18 protein-coding genes and 1 tRNA gene are annotated in these 20,464 nt (G+C 33.6%); 15 read left to right on the forward strand and 4 right to left on the reverse strand.

What is annotated here, in order from left to right:
- Positions 1-37: 37 nt before the first annotated feature.
- On the reverse strand, positions 38-1,057 hold the full coding sequence (locus K5R64_RS10650) for a hypothetical protein (protein ID WP_220763349.1): 1,020 nt from the start codon (positions 1,055-1,057) through the stop codon (positions 38-40).
- Positions 1,058-1,144: 87 nt separating this feature from the next.
- Entirely contained in the window at positions 1,145-1,582 is a 438-nt protein-coding gene (locus tag K5R64_RS10655) for a hypothetical protein (RefSeq protein WP_220763351.1), read from the reverse strand.
- A gap of 288 nt (positions 1,583-1,870) precedes the next feature.
- Between K5R64_RS10655 and K5R64_RS10660 the strand changes: the two genes are divergently transcribed.
- The 15 genes from K5R64_RS10660 to K5R64_RS10730 all read left to right on the forward strand — a co-directional run bounded on the left by K5R64_RS10660 (position 1,871) and on the right by K5R64_RS10730 (position 18,967).
- Positions 1,871-2,449: an RNA polymerase sigma factor gene (locus K5R64_RS10660; RefSeq protein ID WP_220763353.1), complete on the forward strand. Its 579-nt coding sequence runs from the start codon at positions 1,871-1,873 to the stop codon at positions 2,447-2,449.
- A 7-nt stretch (positions 2,450-2,456) separates the two neighbouring features.
- Entirely contained in the window at positions 2,457-3,185 is a 729-nt protein-coding gene (locus K5R64_RS10665; protein WP_220763355.1) for a tetratricopeptide repeat protein, read from the forward strand.
- 223 nt (positions 3,186-3,408) lie between these two features.
- On the forward strand, positions 3,409-4,188 hold the full coding sequence (locus tag K5R64_RS10670) for a TatD family hydrolase (protein WP_255580347.1): 780 nt from the start codon (positions 3,409-3,411) through the stop codon (positions 4,186-4,188).
- A 62-nt stretch (positions 4,189-4,250) separates the two neighbouring features.
- Positions 4,251-5,393, forward strand: coding sequence for a 1-acyl-sn-glycerol-3-phosphate acyltransferase (locus K5R64_RS10675; RefSeq protein WP_220763357.1), 1,143 nt, complete (start codon positions 4,251-4,253; stop codon positions 5,391-5,393).
- Positions 5,377-6,405 (forward strand): asparaginase, encoded by a 1,029-nt coding sequence (locus K5R64_RS10680; RefSeq protein WP_220763359.1) that lies wholly within the window; start codon positions 5,377-5,379, stop codon positions 6,403-6,405. Before K5R64_RS10675 ends, K5R64_RS10680 begins: the two co-directional genes overlap by 17 nt.
- A gap of 54 nt (positions 6,406-6,459) precedes the next feature.
- Positions 6,460-6,546 (forward strand) — tRNA-Ser (locus K5R64_RS10685).
- An 841-nt stretch (positions 6,547-7,387) separates the two neighbouring features.
- Positions 7,388-8,155: a hypothetical protein gene (locus K5R64_RS10690; protein WP_220763361.1), complete on the forward strand. Its 768-nt coding sequence runs from the start codon at positions 7,388-7,390 to the stop codon at positions 8,153-8,155.
- 1 nt (position 8,156) lies between these two features.
- Positions 8,157-9,347 carry a nucleotidyltransferase gene (locus tag K5R64_RS10695; protein WP_220763363.1) on the forward strand — a complete coding sequence of 397 codons (1,191 nt, stop codon included), beginning with the start codon at positions 8,157-8,159 and terminating at the stop codon, positions 9,345-9,347.
- Positions 9,325-9,756, forward strand: a complete 432-nt coding sequence (locus tag K5R64_RS10700) for a hypothetical protein (protein WP_220763365.1) — start codon at positions 9,325-9,327, stop codon at positions 9,754-9,756. The genes K5R64_RS10695 and K5R64_RS10700 overlap by 23 nt, the downstream gene beginning before the upstream one ends.
- A 53-nt stretch (positions 9,757-9,809) precedes the next feature.
- Complete coding sequence (locus K5R64_RS10705) at positions 9,810-10,406, forward strand: restriction endonuclease subunit S (RefSeq protein WP_220763367.1); 597 nt, start codon at positions 9,810-9,812, stop codon at positions 10,404-10,406.
- Entirely contained in the window at positions 10,396-11,961 is a 1,566-nt protein-coding gene (locus tag K5R64_RS10710; protein ID WP_220763369.1) for a type I restriction-modification system subunit M, read from the forward strand. The genes K5R64_RS10705 and K5R64_RS10710 overlap by 11 nt, the downstream gene beginning before the upstream one ends.
- Positions 11,962-11,971: 10 nt before the next feature.
- The gene (locus K5R64_RS10715; protein ID WP_220763371.1) at positions 11,972-13,420 is read left to right on the forward strand and encodes an RNA-binding domain-containing protein; all 1,449 of its coding nucleotides are present in this window, start codon (positions 11,972-11,974) and stop codon (positions 13,418-13,420) included.
- A 205-nt stretch (positions 13,421-13,625) separates the two neighbouring features.
- Positions 13,626-14,843 carry a restriction endonuclease subunit S gene (locus tag K5R64_RS10720; RefSeq protein ID WP_220763373.1) on the forward strand — a complete coding sequence of 406 codons (1,218 nt, stop codon included), beginning with the start codon at positions 13,626-13,628 and terminating at the stop codon, positions 14,841-14,843.
- Between the two features lie 271 nt (positions 14,844-15,114).
- The gene (locus K5R64_RS10725; RefSeq protein WP_220763375.1) at positions 15,115-18,270 is read left to right on the forward strand and encodes a type I restriction endonuclease subunit R; all 3,156 of its coding nucleotides are present in this window, start codon (positions 15,115-15,117) and stop codon (positions 18,268-18,270) included.
- Position 18,271: 1 nt separating this feature from the next.
- Positions 18,272-18,967, forward strand: a complete 696-nt coding sequence (locus tag K5R64_RS10730) for a M48 family metallopeptidase (RefSeq protein ID WP_220763377.1) — start codon at positions 18,272-18,274, stop codon at positions 18,965-18,967.
- A gap of 184 nt (positions 18,968-19,151) precedes the next feature.
- On the opposite strand, the gene K5R64_RS10735 is transcribed toward K5R64_RS10730, so the two are convergent.
- Both K5R64_RS10735 and K5R64_RS10740 read right to left on the reverse strand, forming a co-directional pair.
- Positions 19,152-19,382, reverse strand: coding sequence for a hypothetical protein (locus K5R64_RS10735; protein ID WP_220763379.1), 231 nt, complete (start codon positions 19,380-19,382; stop codon positions 19,152-19,154).
- 158 nt (positions 19,383-19,540) lie between these two features.
- A complete protein-coding gene (locus K5R64_RS10740) occupies positions 19,541-20,308 on the reverse strand; it encodes a T9SS type A sorting domain-containing protein (RefSeq protein ID WP_220763381.1) in 768 nt (255 codons plus the stop codon).
- Positions 20,309-20,464: the final 156 nt, after the last annotated feature.

A 20,464-nucleotide genomic window follows, 5' to 3' on the forward strand; every position in this document is an offset into this window, starting at 1 on the left:
TGCTTCACCGCTTTAATTTAAAAATCTATTTTAGGTATTATTGAATAGCGTTGATGGCCGCTACTAATTGTGCTTCGGTTCCTACTGTAGTTTCTCCGATTGTGAACTGGAAAACATCATTAGCTTGTATGGTTACCCCTTTGATAGCGTATCTCCATTGTCCATTTTCTTCAGTGACAAAGATGATGTGACAGGCTAGTCCTACTGGAATTTGTCCATAATGCTCACTAAACAAACCTGCATTGGTGAAAGTGTCAAGTTTGGCTAAAGCATTGGTTCCTTCACCATCATATGATAAATAAATGGCACTATTTGTATTGTCATAACCCGTAGGAGCTCCAACTAAGATCGTTGTTTTAGGTCTAGGGTCACTATAAAATTTGTCCACATTGGTCCAGCCAAAGTTTCCAAAAGACACATAGTAGCTGTTTTGTCCTGCTTCAACGCCTCCTTTTCCATTAGTTCCTGCAGCATCACGAGCATCAGCCCAAGCTAAGTTGCCTTCGTTATCAATGATTCCAGTCCATAAAGTCATGGCATTGTCAACACCATTGGTTAAGGCGGCAGGTACTTTTAAATTAATGTTGCAAGTAGGGACAAGATCCACACCACCTTGGGTAGCATTGATATAAAATTCTCCACCAGAGATTAGTAAGGCACGATCACCATTTGGCATGATTCCCATAGTAGGTTTATTGGTTACAAGCATGGTACCTTTGTCGAAAAGTTCCACATATTCTATGTCAATGGCACCAGTTACTGGACTTCCGTTTTTAGTCAAACAGTTGCCGTTAAGGGTGATGACAACACCATTTGCTGAAGTGAGCGTGATAACTCCTGCTCCTGCTGTAGCGGTAAATTTTTGGGTTTGCCCTTCAAGTGCAGCTTCACGTACGGCTGAAAATTCGGCAGCAGAGGCTGGTGTTATAGGGTGGTCGTTGTTATCACAACTGATAAAGGCTCCTGCGGTTAAGAATAAAAGTGCGATGTTTTTAAGATTTGATTTGCTTACAAATTTAAAATTGGTTTTTTGGTTTGCGTGAATCGTTGTTTTCATGATTTCTAATTTTTTAAAATGATTTGTATCTTCTTTTGTTTATATCCCTTAGGAGGGAAAATTGTTACCCCTTTTTTTTGATTTTTTTTAATAATTTATGCTTTGTATGATTTTGTAATTAAGAACATCGCCTTTACCAATCAATTCAATCATTTTTTTGGCTTGCTGTTCAGAGTTTGAAAAACCTTTAGCGTGTCCTGAACTTGTTTGAGCTTCCCAGAAATACAATTTCCCATTAGCTCCTTTTTCTTGATTTTTAATTTGGTAGTAACTTTCAATCTTTTTTTCAAGGATTACTTCGTTGTGGGTTACTAGGGCAATCATTTTGTGGGCATCGGCCAGTGAATGGGCTGTTCCTGAATAATTTTGCTGTGTGGTTTTGACAGTCCATTCAAAGGTTTCAATGATTGCATCTCTTGAAACAATTGGGGTAGTTTCAAATTCATTTGAAAATGAGGTTGCTTGTGTTGTATGATTTGAAAAGAATAAAGCAACAATGGCTAATGTTAAAATTGACTTTTTCATGATTTCTAATTTTTAGTGTTATTGTTTTTTGTTATATCCGTTGGGTTGTGAAATTGTTACCCCTTATTTTTATTTTTTTTGAAAACTTTTTTCATGATGTGTTATCGGGTGATGATTTTCCAAAGGGTGTAGCTAAAAAAGCGTTTGATTCTTTTGTAATATCTTTTCATCTTTCAAAAATTTAAATAGCGTTTATAGGGATATATACAGGAGGGATTTATATTGTTACCCCTTTATTTCAAAAATATTTGAGATTCTTTTTTTACATTAGCAGTTAAAATAGTTGCTATGAACACATTAGTACCACATCCGGACCAGATGTATATTGAAGGATTGGCTTCGAATAATTCGGGGGTAATTCAATCTATCTATAAAAAATTTGTTCCCAAGGTGATTCATTACATCCGAAATAATTCTGGAAACGAAGACCAAGCACAAGACGTGGTACAAGAAGTGTTGGTGGTGTTGTTTGATCAGGCCAAGGCTAATAAATTAGTGCTGACTTGTCCGTTTGATGCCTACTTTTTTTTGTTATGCAAAAGAAAATGGTTGAATGAGTTGAAAAAAACAGCGAATAGAGGGGTAACAATTGCGGATGGTTTTGCATCTATAAATGAATCCGCTGATGAAATGGTTGCGCAAACCGAATCTTTTGAGGAAAAACAACAACTCTTTGATGCTATGTTTCAAAAACTAGGCGAAAAATGCCAAGAAGTACTCAAGTGGAGTTTTACTTTAAAATCGATGGAAGAGGTTGCCGAAAAGTTAGGGGTGACCTATGGTTATGTTCGAAAGAAAAAATCGTTGTGTACGGGACAATTAACGCAATGGATTCAAGAATCAAGTCAGTATCAAAAATTAAAATAAGTACGCCATGAACGAGGAACGCTATATCATATTTGATCAATATTTGCAAGGAGAGCTTTCGGATGTTGATAAAAAAGCTTTTGAAAAAGAATTGCAAACCGATGCTGAATTGGCAATGGCTTTTGAGAATTTTAAAGAAGTTAATTTTCAATTGGAACAAAAATTTGGCATTGCAGCTGAGCGAAAAGCTTTTCAGGAAAATTTGACACAATTGGCCAAAAAGACCATCAAAAAGAAAAAATCCAAAATTAGAACCTTAAAGCCTTGGTATTATTCGGTTGCGGCTTCTGTGACGATTTTGCTAGGAGCTTGGTTTTTTCTGCAACAATCAAAACCGGTTTTTGAAGATTACAACCAATATGAAAACGCTTATTTTACTGAGAGAAGCGAGGAGTTGAGTGTGAATTTGAAAATGGCACAAGACGCTTTTAATGATAAAGATTATGCAGTAGCCTTGCCACAATTTGAAATGATTGTTAAGGAAAACGCAACACCTGAAATCGAATTGTACTATGGTATTTCGTTGATGGAAATGAATCGTTTGAAAGAAGCTGAAGTCGTTTTTAAAGGGATACAATCAGGAACTTCGATTTATAAAAACAAATCCACTTGGAATCTAGCCTTGTTGAAATTAAAACAAAAAGACTATGATGCTTGTGAAGCCATATTGAAAACCATTCCAATGGATTATGAGGGGTATGATAAGGTAGAAGAATTGTTGGGTAAACTGGATTAAGCAAAAAGTTTAATTAATACATCGCAAAGACTTTTCTTAAGGCTTTGCGATTTTTTTTTCGTTTCTAGTAAAAACAGGTGAATGTATGTTTGGCCACGAATTCACGAATTAAATCAAAAATTCGTGAATTAGTGACTTTTTAAATGGAAAGATAATCACCACTTATAATTTCAATTTTTGTGGCTATTATAATTCTTGTAATTTTGCAGTCTAAATAAACACCTTGGAAACAAAAACAATCTTTACCGATACCCATACGCATTTGTATTCAGAAGAGTTCAATGAAGATAGAAACGAAATGATTCAAAGGGCCATTGATTCGGGCGTTTCTCGTTTTTTTATTCCTGCCATTGATTCTAGTTTTACTGCGTCAATGTATGATTTAGAAAAAGCCTATCCAGAAAATATCTTTTTGATGATGGGCTTGCATCCTACCCATGTTAAAGATAATTACCAAGCGGAATTGCAACATGTAAGAGAAGAATTGGCTAAAAGAAAATTTTATGCCATTGGTGAAATTGGGATTGATTTGTTTTGGGATAAAACGCATTTGAAAGAACAACAAGACGCCTTTAGAATTCAAATTCAATTAGCCAAGGAATACCAACTGCCCATTGTGATCCATTGTCGGGATGCTTTTGATGAAATTTTCGAAATTCTGGAAGAAGAAAAATCGGATGATTTATTTGGGATTTTTCATTGTTTTACGGGAACGCATGAACAAGCTTTACAGGCAATATCCTATAATATGAAATTAGGAATAGGCGGTGTGGTTACCTTTAAGAATGGTAAGATCGATCAGTTTTTGCATGAGATTGATTTGCAGTATATTGTATTGGAGACAGATTCACCTTATCTTGCTCCTGTACCGTATCGCGGAAAACGAAATGAAAGTAGTTATGTTCTTAAAATAGCGGCAAAATTAGCCGAAATATATGGTGTTTCTATCGATGAAATAGCTGATAAAACAACCGAAAATTCAAAATCAATTTTTGGGATTTAAAGTTGAAATTATCTTTGTTTGACTTTTTTTTTGTTCTTTTGCTTTTGACTAAAAAAACTATAATGCAAAAATTTGACGCTATTCGTCCTTTTTATGACTCCGAGGTGAATGAAGTATTTATAAAATTACTACATCACCCGATGATGAAATCGTTAATGAATTTCTCTTTTCCTGATGTTGCTGATGAAGTGTGGAGAGAACAGCTATCAAAGACGCATTCTATTCGCGATTTTCAGTGCAATTTTATTTATCAATCGGTTCAAAAAGTATTAGAAAAAAGCTCTGAAGGGCTTTCGACTACTGGTTTTGAAAAATTAGAGAAAGGTGAAGCTTATCTCTTTATTTCTAATCATAGAGATATTTTATTAGACACTACTTTGTTGAATGCTTCCTTGTTTGAGCATGGATTAGTGATGACTGCATCGGCTATTGGAGATAATCTAGTTAAGCAGCCTTTTTTGATGGATTTGGCAAAGCTTAATCGTAATTTTTTAGTACAAAGAGGGTTGAGTCCACGTGAAATGCTACAAAGCTCCAAAACTTTATCCGAATACATAGGCCATTTGTTATTGCATGAAAGTCGTTCCGTTTGGATTGCACAGCGAGAAGGACGAACCAAAGACGGAAATGACGCCACCAATCCTGGTATTTTGAAAATGCTTGCTATGGGATCAGACGAAGAAAATTTGATGGAATATTTCAAGAAAATTAAGATAGTGCCCGTTTCTATATCGTATGAATACGACCCAACTGATGCTTTGAAAATGCCACAAATATTAGCTGAAGCCAATAATGAGGTGTATGTAAAAAAAGAGAATGAGGATTTTATGACCATTCTGAGTGGCGCTTTGGGACCCAAAAAACACATTCATATTCATATAGGAGATGTGTTGGATAACGCAATTGACCAAATTGCAACAGAGCATGATAATGTGAACAAACAAATCCAAGCCATAGCTCAAGCGATTGACGATTCAATCTTGCCGAATTATAAATTATGGCCTACAAACTATATTGCTTACGATATCATCAACAATAGCAACACATTTGCAGAATATTACACCGAAGATCAAAAGAGTGTTTTTGAACGCAGAATGGAAAAACGCATTGATGCTACTAATCCTGTTGCTTTGCAAGGTTTTTTGAATATGTATGCTAATCCTGTTGTGAATAGTTTAAAATATAAAAATGCGGTTCAAGGCTAAAATACTTTTGATTTATACAGGTGGAACCATCGGTATGAGTAAAGATTTGGAAACAGGAGCCTTAAAAGCGTTTGATTTTAGTCGGTTGTGGCAACAAATTCCAGAACTGGAACAATTGGATTGTGAGATTGAGTCGGTTTCTTTTGAAAAACCCATAGACTCTTCCAATATGAATCCTGAAATTTGGGGAACTATTGCTAAAATGATAGCTAGTAATTATGGTCAATTTGATGGGTTTGTAGTGCTTCATGGTACGGATACAATGTCTTATACCGCATCGGCTTTGAGTTTTATGCTCGAAAATTTAGCCAAACCAGTCATACTTACGGGTTCTCAATTGCCTATTGGTGATTTGCGTACAGATGCCAAAGAAAATTTGATTACCGCCATTCAAATTGCCTCTCATCATGATAAGGGACAAGCCGTTTTTCAAGAAGTGGGTCTGTATTTTGAATACAAATTGTACCGAGGTAATCGCACAACCAAAGTTAATGCGGAACATTTTAAAGCGTTTAATTCACCTAATTATCCTTGTTTAGTAGAATCAGGGGTGCATTTAAAGTGGAATTCCCATTTATTACTTCCCCACACTGACATTCAGAATTTGAAAGTACACTATCAATTAGATGCTCAGGTGCTTATCTTGAAATTGTTTCCTGGTATATGTGGCACCGTTTTACAAGCAATACTTGGAATTCCTACTCTCAAAGGGATTGTCTTGGAAACGTATGGGACGGGAAATGCACCTACCTCTCATAGCTTTGTCGAATCACTACAACAAGCCATTCATAAAGGTTTGTATGTGATAAATGTAACGCAATGTTCTAGTGGTAGTGTTGACATGGGGCACTATGAAACTAGTAGAGAATTGAAAGAGCTGGGGGTGATATCGGGTAAAGACATTACGACTGAAGCAGCAATTACCAAATTAATGTATTTGTTGGGGAAAAATACCCCAAAAAATGATTTTAAATTAGCATTTGAAACTTCTTTGCGAGGGGAAATGAATTAATCTAGTTTTTGCTTTTCTAACTCATTTTTTTTTGAGTTATTTGCAAACCAAAATAGAGAGGTGTCCGAGTGGTTGAAGGAGCAAGCCTGGAAAGTTTGTATGTGGGTAACTGCATCGTGGGTTCGAATCCCATCCTCTCTGCTGATTTAAAATTCAAAAGGTATCAAAACCTCGAAAACGCTATTGTTTTCGAGGTTTTTTGTTTTCGATAACTTAATTTTTGAAAAATATAGTCAAAAACTTCAGAAATGATTATGATTGTTTTGGAGAATTTTGATTAGTCGATACGAATAACTACTACTAAACAATATTGCGGTTAACTATTTTGCTTCCGAAATCGAAAAAGCCTACGGCAATCGAGTACGCTCTAGGTTAAGACAAATGTTTAACCTTATTGCCTTCGATTCAAATGCAAAGGACAAACGATGAGGTTGAGTATTCATTAACTCCAAAGAAAAATAATAATTTAAAATTTCAGATAAAACAAAAAAAGTAATTATTCGTACATATAACAAAACTACAGAAATATATTCGTTAACAAGGTGTAAGCATCTGTAATTATGTAAGATAGGTTGTAAATAGATAATAATGACTGGTTTGAATTTTAGTTTTATAGTTAGTGATTAAGGTGCATTTGTTAGTTTTGTAATCCTTGTACTTTGAAAAATATTTTATATTTTACTTGTTTATTTAAAACATTAACTTATCTTTGTACACGGATTACTTTGAAATAAAAAAACCAGAGACTACGCCAATAGTTTCTGGTTTGTGTAAAATCTAATTGATGACTAACAAAAATCATTACTGCGCTTAACAGTACAATTTAAGAGACTGGTCTCCTCATTTATGATTAGTGCATTAAAGTCAATGTGTTTTTAACTAATGCAAATATAAGGATTTAAAACCGTTTTTGCAAAACTTCATTGATTTCGGATGCTCCATTAAGCGATTTTATAAATATTAAATTTAAAAATAAAAGCAAATGGCAGAAACAATTTTAGCAGTCATAGGTATGACTGCAGGTAAAGTTATTGTAAAAAAAGCAACAGAATCGTTGTTAGACAACAAAAATCATTTATATACCTACTTACAATCCAATTTTACAAAAATCAAGCATCAAGATGTTCGGTTTTCTATCAGTTATCTAATCCGGATTAAAATCCCCGGAACTTCAAAATTCTTACTAGTTCGTGGACATCGTATTAAAGACCAACTTCAACCTGTTGGCGGTGTTTATAAAAAACTCAACGGTTTTTCAGAGTTTGAAAAATGGGGCTATAAATTGGACTGTTCTTCTAAAGGGATTAAAACAGATAATATCAGTGAAAATGACCTTCGTTTTCGTGTAAAAGGCAAACATGCTTTAGATGTCATTAATTGGTTTGAATCAAGAAAAGACCGTGAAACCACTTATGAACGTGAGTTTAACGAAGAACTTATTGATGACCTAAAATTTGATGCAAGTATCTTTTATTCTAAATCTTTTAGAGAAGTGCAAAAAGTAATGAAAGTATTCAATTACAGTACTTTTCACAGTTGTTACGAAGTATTAATCTATGACATTGTCGAATTTATTCCAACTCTCAAACAAGAAGAAGAGCTTAAAAAACTTCTGAAAAATCCTCGCCAGTTGGGTGACGACTTAATGATTGTTGATATCAGCGAAATCGAAAGATTGTTGGTAATGGAAAATGAAGAGCAAATTGCTAAAATTGGAGAACACGCTAAATACCTAATCAATGAGAAATAATATGAAAAAATATACAGAACAAGAATATGAAAAAGATGAGCTTTTGGCCATCATAGCATCAAACTTAGAGCTTGATGCAACACGAAAACAACAAATGGAATCGGCTTATAGAGCTGTAAATGATGTTCTATCAAAAGATGAAGAATTTTTTAAGAACATTACCATTTCCGTATATGCACAAGGTTCTTTATTAATAGACACCACAATCAAGCCTCTTTCAGGCGAAGAGTTTGATTTAGATATTGTTTTACACATAAAGGATTCGTATCGCAACTATACCCCTTCTGAAATTTATGAGGCCTTATATCGTGTACTGAGCAATCATGATACTTACAGACCATTATTGCAGAGAAAAAATCGCTGTATTCGTATTGACTATAATAGTGACTTTCACATGGATATCTTACCTGGTTGTATAATTACAATAAATAATAATCGATTAATGATTGCTGAAAACGAAAGAAGAAATTCATGGTCACGCACCAATCCTAAAGATTATGGCACATGGTTCAAAGAAATTGCGGAAAGAAATAAAGGAAGTTTTATTCTCAATGAAAGATACAATTTGATGCTAAAAGCTAAAGTAGAAACTGAAGATTTACCGTTAGAAGTATATCAAAAAACACCTCTGCAAAGTACGGTTCAAATAGTAAAACGATACCGCGATTTGTTCTATCAGGATAAAGATACTTCAAAAATGCCTGCTGTGTCTAGTATTGTGTTAACCACTTTAATTGCACAATGTCATGAAGGAAATCTGTCGATTAAGGAAGCATTAGTAAATGCCACTCAAAAATTACGCAAACTTGCAGAAGGATATAAATTGAGAAAAGAAAAATTTGCCGTTTACAATCCGGTAGATAATCATGAAGACAAGGAGAAAAGAGAAAATTTTACCGATTCTTGGGAGGACAAACACTTTAATAGTTTTGTTGCTTTTGTCGATGATTTTGCCAAAAAACTGAATGCTTTTTTAAATACAAGAACAAATGAAGTTACATACAAAGAGTTGTTTGGCAATGGTTTTTATAAACAAAACATTCAAACTTTGGTTAAACTAGAGGAAAGATTAAAAGGGAATAATCAATTCGCTACCTTACTTGCTGGGAATGCTTTTACAGATAATAGAGGGAATATCAATACAACAACAGGAGTTCGAAATGGTAGCCATGGATTTTTTGCTCAGCCCTAAAGAGCGCGCCCAAAAGTATTGGGATGGTTTTTTATACAAAACCTTAATCGAATGTGAAAGACAATTCACATGGCTCGCTTTCACAATAAAAGGAAAATCACTTGTTGGGAAAGGAACTTTGGAAAGAGAAGACAGGAAATATCACTTTTCGTTGGAATGTTCACCATTTAATCCTGGAAGAATGGAGCGAATTTGGGTAGAAACACCCCATCTAATAAAAAGCTTTGACATACATTTTAATGGGGATGGATCTTTATGTTTGTACCATCCAATTTTAGATTTGAAAGGAAGACCCTATATCGATTTGGTAGATGTTTTACCTTGGATCTCAGAGTGGATAGACTATTATGAACTATATTTGAAGTATAAAGTTTGGCTAGGCCCTGAACACCCTCATTATATTAAATAATTATGAAAGCTCTTTGTTATGAGCAAAGAGCTTTTTTTAACAATGAATAAACAATGACAAAAAGTTATAAACTTATCGATATTGTTAGTATACGTTCAGGAATGGTGGTTTCTAAAACTGCCAATAATGACGAATCACTACTTACTGATGCTTTTGTGAAAATGATTGGTACTTCTGATTTTGACGACGATGGTAATCTATTATACGATCTTGAAGCCAATGTTCTTTATAAACCATCAATAGAAAAGAATTTCTTAAAACAGGGAGAAATTGTTTTCAATGCAAAAGGAAGGCGTTTCTTTGCTATCTTAATAGATGAAAAATACGATGCTACAATTGCAAGCGCAACTTTTCTTGTTTTAACCATAGATAGTAAGACTATTTTGCCTGAATTCCTAGTTTGGTATCTAAACCATCCTGAAACATTAAAGGTGTTCGATTCAAAAACAAATACCCAAGTAATGCCCTCGATTACGAAACAAGAATTAGGTAACTTGGAAATTATTATACCTACTTTTGAAACGCAAAAACAAATTGTAGGATTAGATCTCCTCAAAAAGAAACAAACTAAACTTCAAAAAGAATTAATCACTCTAGAAGAAAATTACATCAACGCAATAACGTATAAAAAAATAAAGAATGAGTACTAAAGTTAGTCAAAAACACATCAACAATACTGTATGGAAAGCTTGTGACACGTTCCGTGGAGCCATAGATCCATCGCAATACAAAGACTACATTCTTACCATGTTGTTCTTAAAATATGTAACAGATGTGTACAATGAGAAAAAAGAAGAATATAATGCAAAATACGATGGAAACGAAGAGCGTGTTAAAAGAGCGTTAGAGCGTGAGCGATTTGTTGTTCCAGACGAATCGAGTTTTGATTACTTATACGAAAACCGAAGTAATCCTAAGATTGGCGAAATGATTAACCATGCTTTGGCAGAATTAGAAGAAGCCAACAGAGAAAAACTAGGCGGGCACGATGGTTCAAATATATTTAGAAATATCGATTTTAATAGTTCTAATTTAGGTGATTCCAAAGGAAAGATAGCAAGATTGCGTACTTTGTTAAATGATTTTAAATCTTTAAATCTTTCGTCATCTAATCTGGAGAATAACGATGTGATTGGTGGAGCTTATGAATTCTTGATCTCTAACTTCGCATCTGATTCTGGTAAAAAAGCGGGTGAATTTTTTACTCCTGCTGAGGTCTCTACTTTATTGGCCAAATTAACCAAATCAAGACCAGGTTCTCGTATATATGATCCAACATGTGGGTCTGGATCGCTTTTAATCAAAGCTGGGCGTGAGGTTGGTGATAATAACTTTTCATTGTATGGTCAAGAAGCCAATGGTAGCACTTGGGCTTTAGCCGTTATGAACATGTACTTACATGGTTATGATAGTGCAATTATCCGCTGGGGCGACACTATTAGGAACCCTAAACATTTAGAAAATGGTAAATTAATGTTGTTTGACACCGTGGTCGCAAACCCTCCTTTTTCTTTAGATAAATGGGGAATTGTAGATGAAAAAGACAAAAACAAAGAAACAACTCATACCAGTCTATTTGATCCCGCAACAGATGTTTACAATCGTTTTCATAGAGGTTTACCTCCAAAATCCAAAGGTGATTGGGCTTTTATCACACACATGATCGAATCATTAAACACTGCAGGTAAAGCGGGCGTTGTAGTGCCACACGGAGTATTGTTTAGAGGAGCTTCTGAAGGCAAAATACGTAAAGAGGTTTTAACAGAAGATTTAATAGAAGCCGTAATTGGCTTGCCGTCTAACTTGTTCTTTGGTACTGGTATTCCTGCAGCGATCATCATTTTTAATAAACAGAAACTAAATAAAGAAAAATTCTTGTTTATTGATGCCAGTAAAGGTTTTAACTCGGGCAAAAACCAAAATGTTTTAGGTGAAGACCATATTAAACACATTACAGATGTTTACACACAGTTCCACGACCAAATAATGGACAAAGGAATAATTGAAGATAAATTTGCCTATATAGCAGACTTAGCCGAAATTACCGAAAATGATTTTAATCTTAACATCCCTCGTTATGTGGATACCTATGAAGAGGAGCCTGAAATTGATTTAGCAGCTACTCAAACACGTATTACAGCCTTAGAAAAAGAACTTGCAGCTGTAAAAACTGAAATGGAAAAATATCTTACTTTCTTTAAATAAATTTTAAAATATGGACTTGCTGGATTTAAAAAAGCTAGTAGATGAACTGGTTTTACAACCACAAGAAAGCGAATGGCTAGAGTTTAAACATAATTTCCATTCTGCTGAAGAAATTGGTCAGCGAATAGCTGCGCTTTCTAATAGTGCTTGCATTCTAAACAAAGACTATGGTTATTTAGTTTTTGGTATAGAAGACGGTACGCAAAATGTTGTAGGAACTACATTTAAAGCAAAATCCCACAAAGCAAAAGGAAGTGAAGAGTTGGAACTTTGGTTGGCTCATAGATTAAATCCTAGAATTGATTTTCAAATTTATGAATTTGATTATGACCAAAAACACATTTCGTTATTCATCATTCCCGCAGCAAAAACACAACCTGTTGAGTTTTTGCATCAAGCTTACATCCGTTTGGGGTCTTATACAAAGAAACTGAATGATTTTCCTGAAAAACAGGCCAAAATATGGCGTAATACAGGAAAACCTTATGAGCTTGAATTGGCAAAAGACAATTTATCTGCATCCGATGTTATAAGATTACTTAGTACCGAAACTTATTTTGACTTAATGAAGATTCCCTATCCGTCAGATCAAAAAGGAGTAATCCAAAAGTTGATAGAAGATGATGTCGTTGTAAAAATCCATTCAAAATATGCCGTCACAAATTTAGGTGCTTTACTACTTGCCAAAGAATTAAAAGATTTTGAAACTGTCGATCGCAAATCAGTTAGAGTTATTGTGTACAAAGGTGCTAATAAAGTGGAAACAGAACGAGAGCAAATTGGCAGTAAAGGCTACGCAATTGGTTTTGAAGGCATGGTCAATTGGATAAATGGACAATTACCCGCCAACGAAGAAATTGGTAAAGCACTTAGAACAGAATCAAGAATGTATCCAGAAATTGCTATTCGAGAGTTAGTAGGTAACCTACTCATACACCAAGATTTAAGTAGTAAAGGCTTTCCTATGATTGAAATATTCAAAGACCGTATTGAGTTTACTAATCCAGGTGTTCCAATAGTAAACCCAGATCGTTTTATTGATTCCTATAATTCTCGTAATGATAAATTAGCCGATTTGATGCGTAGAATGGGGTTTTGTGAAGAAAAAGGTTCTGGTATGGATAAGGTGTTTTTTTATAACGAATTGTATCAACTGCCGCCTATCAATGTATTAGTGGTCGAAGACAAAACCAGAGTAACAATTTACTCATACAAAACGTTAAATGAATTAGATAAAAAAGAAAAAATAAGAGCATGCTATCAACATGCGTGTTTGAAATATGTGTCAAATGATAAAATGACCAATCAATCATTGCGAGATCGATTTAAAATTGAAGACCACAACGCAGCCATTGCTTCTCGTATTATCAAAGATGCGTTGGCCGATGAAGTAATCAAATTAGAAGATCCTGAAAGCAACTCACGTAAATACGCCAAGTACATCCCTTTTTGGGCATAAGTTTCTCATGAGTCTTATTTGATTGTAGTGCTAGGTTATCAAGATTCTTATTTGATGGTTGTTTGATAATAAAGCAAAAATAAAACACAAACTGCTGATTTTTAGTGCTTTTTTATTTGATGCTTATTTGATTGTAGCGCTGGATCTGGTGGATTCTTATTTGATGGTTATTTGACAACCAACCAATAGTTAAACTAAAAAAATTATGAAACAAGAATATAAAGAAACAGAATTGGGACGGATTCCTAAGGAGTGGGAAGTGAAAAAGTTAGATGCTTTAGGAGTTTTTTTTAAAGGCAAAGGTGTTCCTAAAGTTCAGATTACAGATAATGGTTTTAATTGTTTAACTTATGGTGATTTATACACCAAGTACGATGTAATTATTAACAATGTTAAATCTTTTATACCCAAAGAAGTTGCTAAAATAAGTCAAGAAATAGAATATGGAGATATTTGTTTTTCAGGTTCTGGTGAAACTCTTAAAGAAATAGGCAAATGTGCTGTTTATTTAGAAAAAGAACCTGGCTATGCTGGAGGTGATATTATTGTTTTTAGAGGTAATCAAGAACCATTAGCACTTTCATATATACTTAATTCGACAGTTGTAAATCGTCAAAAGTATAAATATGGTCAAGGTCATTCAGTTGTTCATATTTATAGTTCGCAATTAAAAAACCTAAAAATTCCACTTCCCCCGCTTCCAGAACAAAAAGCAATAGCCGAGTGCCTTTCTACTTGGGATTATGGAATAAAAAGTCAATCACAACTTATAAAAGCCAAAGAAAAGCGTCTAAAAGCTCTAATGCAACAATTGCTTACAGGAAAAAAACGATTGGCAGGATTTACGGATGAATGGGGTTTTACAAAATTTGAAGATTTCTACACTGAAAATAAGATTAAAGCAAATGATAGTAAATATGAAGTATTATCAGTAACAAAAAATGGTATTGTTTCGCAATCTGAATATTTCAATAAAGAAATAGCAAGTAGCGACACTTCAAAATATTTAGTTGTAAAGCAAAATGATTTTGTAATGAGTGGTTTGAATTTTTGGATGGGATCTTATGATGTTTTAAATAATTTTGAAATAGGAATAGTATCTCCAGCATATAAGGTATATCGATTGAAAAAAGCATATAATAGTGCCTATTTTAGATTTTTTGTTAAAAGCAAAGCGATGTTAGATGCAATGGTTGGCTGTTCTGTTATGGGTGCATCAATAGTTCGTAGAAATTTTGATAAAGAAATTTTACATGAATGGAGTTTTAAAATCCCCTCTTTCGAAGAGCAAACCGCTATTGCAATAATTTTAAAAACAGCAGAAAAAGAAATCCAAATAGAAAAACAAAAATTAACTGATTTACAAAAACAGAAAAAAGGTTTAATGCAACAGTTGCTAACGGGTAAAGTAAGGTTGGTTTAACCTGCAGTAGCCTAATAGAAAATCAGTTGCTAAGGTTCTCAAAAAAAAGCACTCAAATACATTGGTTCAAAGTTGTAATTTGCGATTGGTAACCGCCTTTAAAGTAAATAAAATAGAAGAGATTTAAAGACTGCTACAACTAATGTACTAAGCCAAGTTCTTTACCCTTTGGGTAGTGAAACAACAAGGGTAGTGTATTATTGTAGTAAAATGCAAACTTACAGATAGGAACAAATAAAAATAACGCTAAACTACCTAAAACCAACAGATAATGGCATTTACAGAAGATAATATTTCACAGCTTCCGGCCTTAAAATTATTGATTAATTTAGGTTATACCTATTTGACGCCACCAGAAGCATTAAATAGGCGCGATAATAGAGAAAGTAATGTCATCTTAACAGATGTTTTACGAGAACGATTGATGCACATCAACAATATTAAACTAGGTAGTAAAAAAACCAAGTTTAACATTTCAAATATTGAAAAAGCCATTCAAAAACTGCAAGACATTCCACTTGCCGAAGGCTTGATTCATGCTTGCAATCAGACTTATAATTTGTTGGTTTTTGGGCATGCTTTGGAACAATCTATCGATGGTGACAAAAAAAGCCATACCATTCAATATATTGATTGGGAGAAGCCTTCTAATAATCATTTTCATGTTACGGAAGAATTCTCTGTAATGCGTACAGGTCGTAAAGATACTTATCGTCCGGATATTGTGCTGTTTGTCAATGGTATTCCATTAGCAGTTATCGAATGCAAAAGCCCAATGATTAAGGAGCCAATTAATCAAGCTATTAGTCAGCACATTCGTAACCAACAAGAAAACGGCATACAAAATTTGTATATATACAGCCAAGTATTATTAGCAACTTCCTTATTGGAAACAAAATATGCAACTACAAATACCAAAGAAGAATTTTGGGCTGTATGGAAAGAAAAAGATAATTCCTATATAGAAAATTTAGAAGGTATTGTCAATAAGCCATTGTCTAACGATGTAGAATCGAAACTTTTTGCAAATACTGATATCAGAAATAATTTTGACTATCAAGCTTATAAAGAAAAACACCAACAACATGTTGCACCAACACAGCAAGATATTTTTATTCAGGGGTTATTAAGTCCTGAGCGATTACTTACAATTGTAAAAGATTACATTTTGTTTGAAGGTGGTGTGATAAAAAAAATTGCTCGTTTTCAGCAGTATTTTTCAATCAAAAAAATTATAGACAGGATAAGACCTGTCCGCAATGGAAAACGTAAAGGAGGGGTGATTTGGCATACACAAGGGAGTGGAAAATCACTCACAATGGCTATGTTGGCGCGAAAAATTCAGGATACAATTTCAAATCCACAGATAATACTGGTAACGGACAGGGTTGATCTTGACCGTCAAATTACAACTACTTTACAAAAAGTTGAAGTCGATGTTATTAATGCAGCCTCAGGAAAACAATTGGTGAGTTTATTACAAGGCAATGGGGATTTGGTAATTACTACTATTATCAACAAATTTGACGCAGCTGTAAAAAGTTTATCTGACAATCAATTAACGAGTCATAATATTTTTGTGCTAATTGATGAGGGGCACAGAACGCAACATGGTGTTTTTAATGTAAATATGGAAAAAGTATTGCCAAATGCTTGTTTTATAGTATTTACAGGGACACCATTAATGAAAAAACAAAAAAACACGGCTAATAAATTTGGTGGGATTATAGATACTTATCCAATTTCTGAAGCTGTAACTGACGGTGCAATTGTTCCAATTTTATACGAAGGTCGCTTAGCAATTCAAGATGTTAATCGAAAGGCTCTAGATAATGGCGTGGATATTCTCATGGAAGATATAGCCGAATATCATAAAGCAGACCTTAAAAAGAAAATGAGTCAAGCGAGGTTAATTTCAAAAACAGATCAAAATATTTTTCAAACAGCTTTAGATATCAGTTCGCATTTTTACTCAAACTGGGGAGATAATAAAGAGGGGGTACACTCTGGTTTTAGAGGCATGGTAGTGTGCCCAGATAAATTGACAGCTGTTAAATACAAAAAAGCCTTTGATCTCATCGGAAAGGTTAAAACAGAAGTTGTAATGTCTGCCCCTGATACTAGAGAAAATAATGAAGATGTTCACAGTTCCGAATCTCCTGAAGTAAATCAATATTATGAGTTGCTTAAAACGAAGTATGGTCAAGATATAGATAAAATGATCATTCAACAGTATGAATATGGTGAGAATATTGAGTTATTAATTGTAATTGACAAGCTACTTACTGGTTTTGATGTTCCTCAAACAATTGTTTTGTATTTATGCCGTAAACTTAGAGAACACACTTTGTTACAGGCAATTGCAAGGGTAAATAGAGTATATCCTGGAAAAGATTTTGGCTATATTATTGATTACGCTGGAATCATGGAGGAACTTCAAGTTGCACTTGAAAATTATTCGGGTAATGATGATTCTTTTGATCCTGAAGACCTTGCAGGTTCATTAACAAATATTTCCGAAGAGATAGGTAAATTACCGCGTGCACATGCTGACCTTTTAGCTATTTTCAAAAAGATAACTAACAAACTAAATATTGATGAATATATTGTATTTCTAGCTGACCAAGCTATTCGAGATGATTTCTATAATAAATTTAATGTTTATGCAAGAATTTTAAAAATGGCTCTATCATCCTTGGATTTTCATAATAATACTACTGAAAAGAGTATAGAAATCTATAAAGAAGATCTTAAAAAATATGCAAATATAAGGGTTGCTGCAAATTCTGTATACCTAGATAAAGTGAGTTTTAGTCAATATGAAAAGCAACTCCAAAAATTACTAGACCAACACGTAATTACCGAAGAAATCATTCGATTAGTAGAACCTTTAAACATTTTGGATGCAGAGGCTTTTGAAGAAGAAGTAAATAAACTTGTAGGTTCAAGAGCAAAAGCCGAAAAAATAGCAGCTGCTACGTCAAAATTTCTTTCTATTAATATTGACGCAAATCCTGCACTTTATAAAAAACTATCGGAGCTAATTAGTGAAACAATTGCAGATATGCGTGCTAATCGACTTTCTGAAATTGATGCACTTAGAAAGTTGAAAGAAATCAAAAAAAATGCTGTAAATGGTTCTTCTGATGATCTACCCCTAGAGATACAAGATAAAAATAGAAATCGAGCCATTTATCAACTTTTTAAAGAAGAAAATAAATTAGAAAGCAAAGGAATAGAACTCACTCTAATGTTTGATAAAATTGTCTCAAATTATGAAATAGTAGATTGGCATAAGCGCACAGATATTATCAATAAAATTGAATTGGAATTCGGTGACTATTTGATGGATATGTTTGATGTTCCCATGTCAAAAGCAGATGAATTAACTGAAAAAGCTATTGCTATTGCTATTGCAAATAGATAAAATGATGATAGAGCAAATTAAATACGGTAGTCACACTATTGAATTTGAATTGAAATATTCGAATCGCAAAACTTTGGGAGTAAAAATTCTGCCTGATACTTCTGTATATGTTACTGCTCCCTTTGAACTTTCTCTCGATAAAATTAAAGAAAATCTTTCTAAGAAAGCAAGTTGGATTATAAATCAAAAAACGTATTTTTTAAATTTTGACTCAACAGTAGTGTCTTATGAAATAAAAACTGGTTACAGTGTACATTATTTAGGCAGACAATATAAGTTAATCGTTGAAAAATCAGAAAAAAACGAAGTGCTTTACAAAGGGAATTTATTTTTAGTTTCTGTAAAAGATAAGCGAAAAGCACAAACCTTTTTTGATCAGTGGCTAAGGGAAAGAGCTATTCTTAAAATTAGCGAAATAGCGAAAACAGTTATCAAAAAGTTTGGCGAACGTTATTTTATACCCTCAGAAATATACTTTCAAGATATGCCTACACGTTGGGGAAGTTGCACTATAAAAGACAAGTTAATCTTTAATCCTAAATTAATTCACACCCCAAAGCGTTGCATTGAGTATGTTGTTATGCATGAATTATGCCACATGGTTCATAAACATCATAATGATAGTTTTTTTAAGTTACTTACGATAATGATGCCTGATTGGGAAAAAAGGAAAATCAAATTAGATTCTTATTTGTAATATTGGTGTGGAATGCCCACACAACTTACTCTAAACCAAAACTTTTCTAAAATTCCCTTCTGTCAATAAAATTAAAGTTAACCTATTCCCCTTAATTTCCAATAGTTCTCTTTTCAAATTTTCTAAAATTCTTGAAATCTTGAAAAAACAATGTAATATTTGACGAACAGATGCCAAATACCCTCTAATCGAAATGGAAAGCTTGAAATAGATTTTTACTGGAGTTGACTTCAAAATGGGGATAATACGTATTATCAAATTCCAAAACCAAAATATTCTGTTTGGTTATATTCAGTAGTTTGTAAACCATTCCATGATTTTTGGTAATCATGATATAGATTTTTCCATCTTGCACTTTATCAAAATGTTCTAGGGAGCGTACCACAATAACAGAACCTCCCTCTTCAAGAGGCATAGAATATCCATCTACTAAACAGCTCTTTCCTCAGCTCTCAGCTGTACAAAATACATAAACGCTATAAAACTATGTTTTATAGCGTTTATTAAAATGGTGATTTTACCTCTAGGACTAGTATTAGTAGTTGAACTTAAGGAGCATGAGTAACCTAATTGCTATTGCTTAATAAGTCTTCTTGAAGTCAAAGCTCCTTTACTATCCCTAATTTTTACAATATACAATCCCGAAGACAAATCACTAATATCGTATTCATTAGGACTTAGTTGGGTTAAACTTTCAGTGATTTTTTCACCTGTAATGTTGTATAAAGATACATGAGCAATACTTACATCATTTTTCAATTCTAACTTAAAACTAGATTGCGCAGGGTTGGGGTATAATGAAATTCCATTCTCTAATTCAAAACTATTAGTGCCTAAAGAAGGATTAGAATTTAAAATCTTAACCTCATCTATATAAAGAAATGAATCTGTGTTATTAAGTATTCTCCCCCCTGGTACATTAACACCTATATCTGCATGAAATATAAGACTATAAAGGGTCGTTTTAGTAAAATTAGTAGCTGTTTGTGAATCTACTATCGGTATAATTATTTGCTCCCATCCACTAGCACCTGAGTGAAGCGTACTAGGCCTAACAACATTAGTACCGTTATTTGTATCAGAAGTGGCATCAAATCTACAACCAATATCAGTTTTGGGGCCATAAACCATCACACTTAGGAATTTAGTATCAGAAGTTGAAATGGCTAAATCTGGATTTACATCAATTCTAACGAACTCATACCAATTTGTAGATGTTCTCCCAATTTTTAGACAATTCGCAGATGTATTTATTCCTGTTTGATCTGGATTTGCTACCACAGCCACCGAAGCTCCAAAGACTCCCGCAGGAGTTGTCGAACCAGTTTCAAAGTCATTCACTATAGTTTGTCCGTAAATAAATGTTGAACAATAAATTAAAAAAGATAATGTTAAAGTAATTTTTTGTTTCATAATAGTAAAGTTGAATTGTTAATTAATAGTTATGTAAATTTATCAGGATTCACTGTCGTAAAAATGGACTATGATTCTGAATAT

It is taken from the genome of Flavobacterium sp. UMI-01 (assembly GCF_019656315.1).
Classification (GTDB): Bacteria; Bacteroidota; Bacteroidia; order Flavobacteriales; family Flavobacteriaceae; genus Flavobacterium.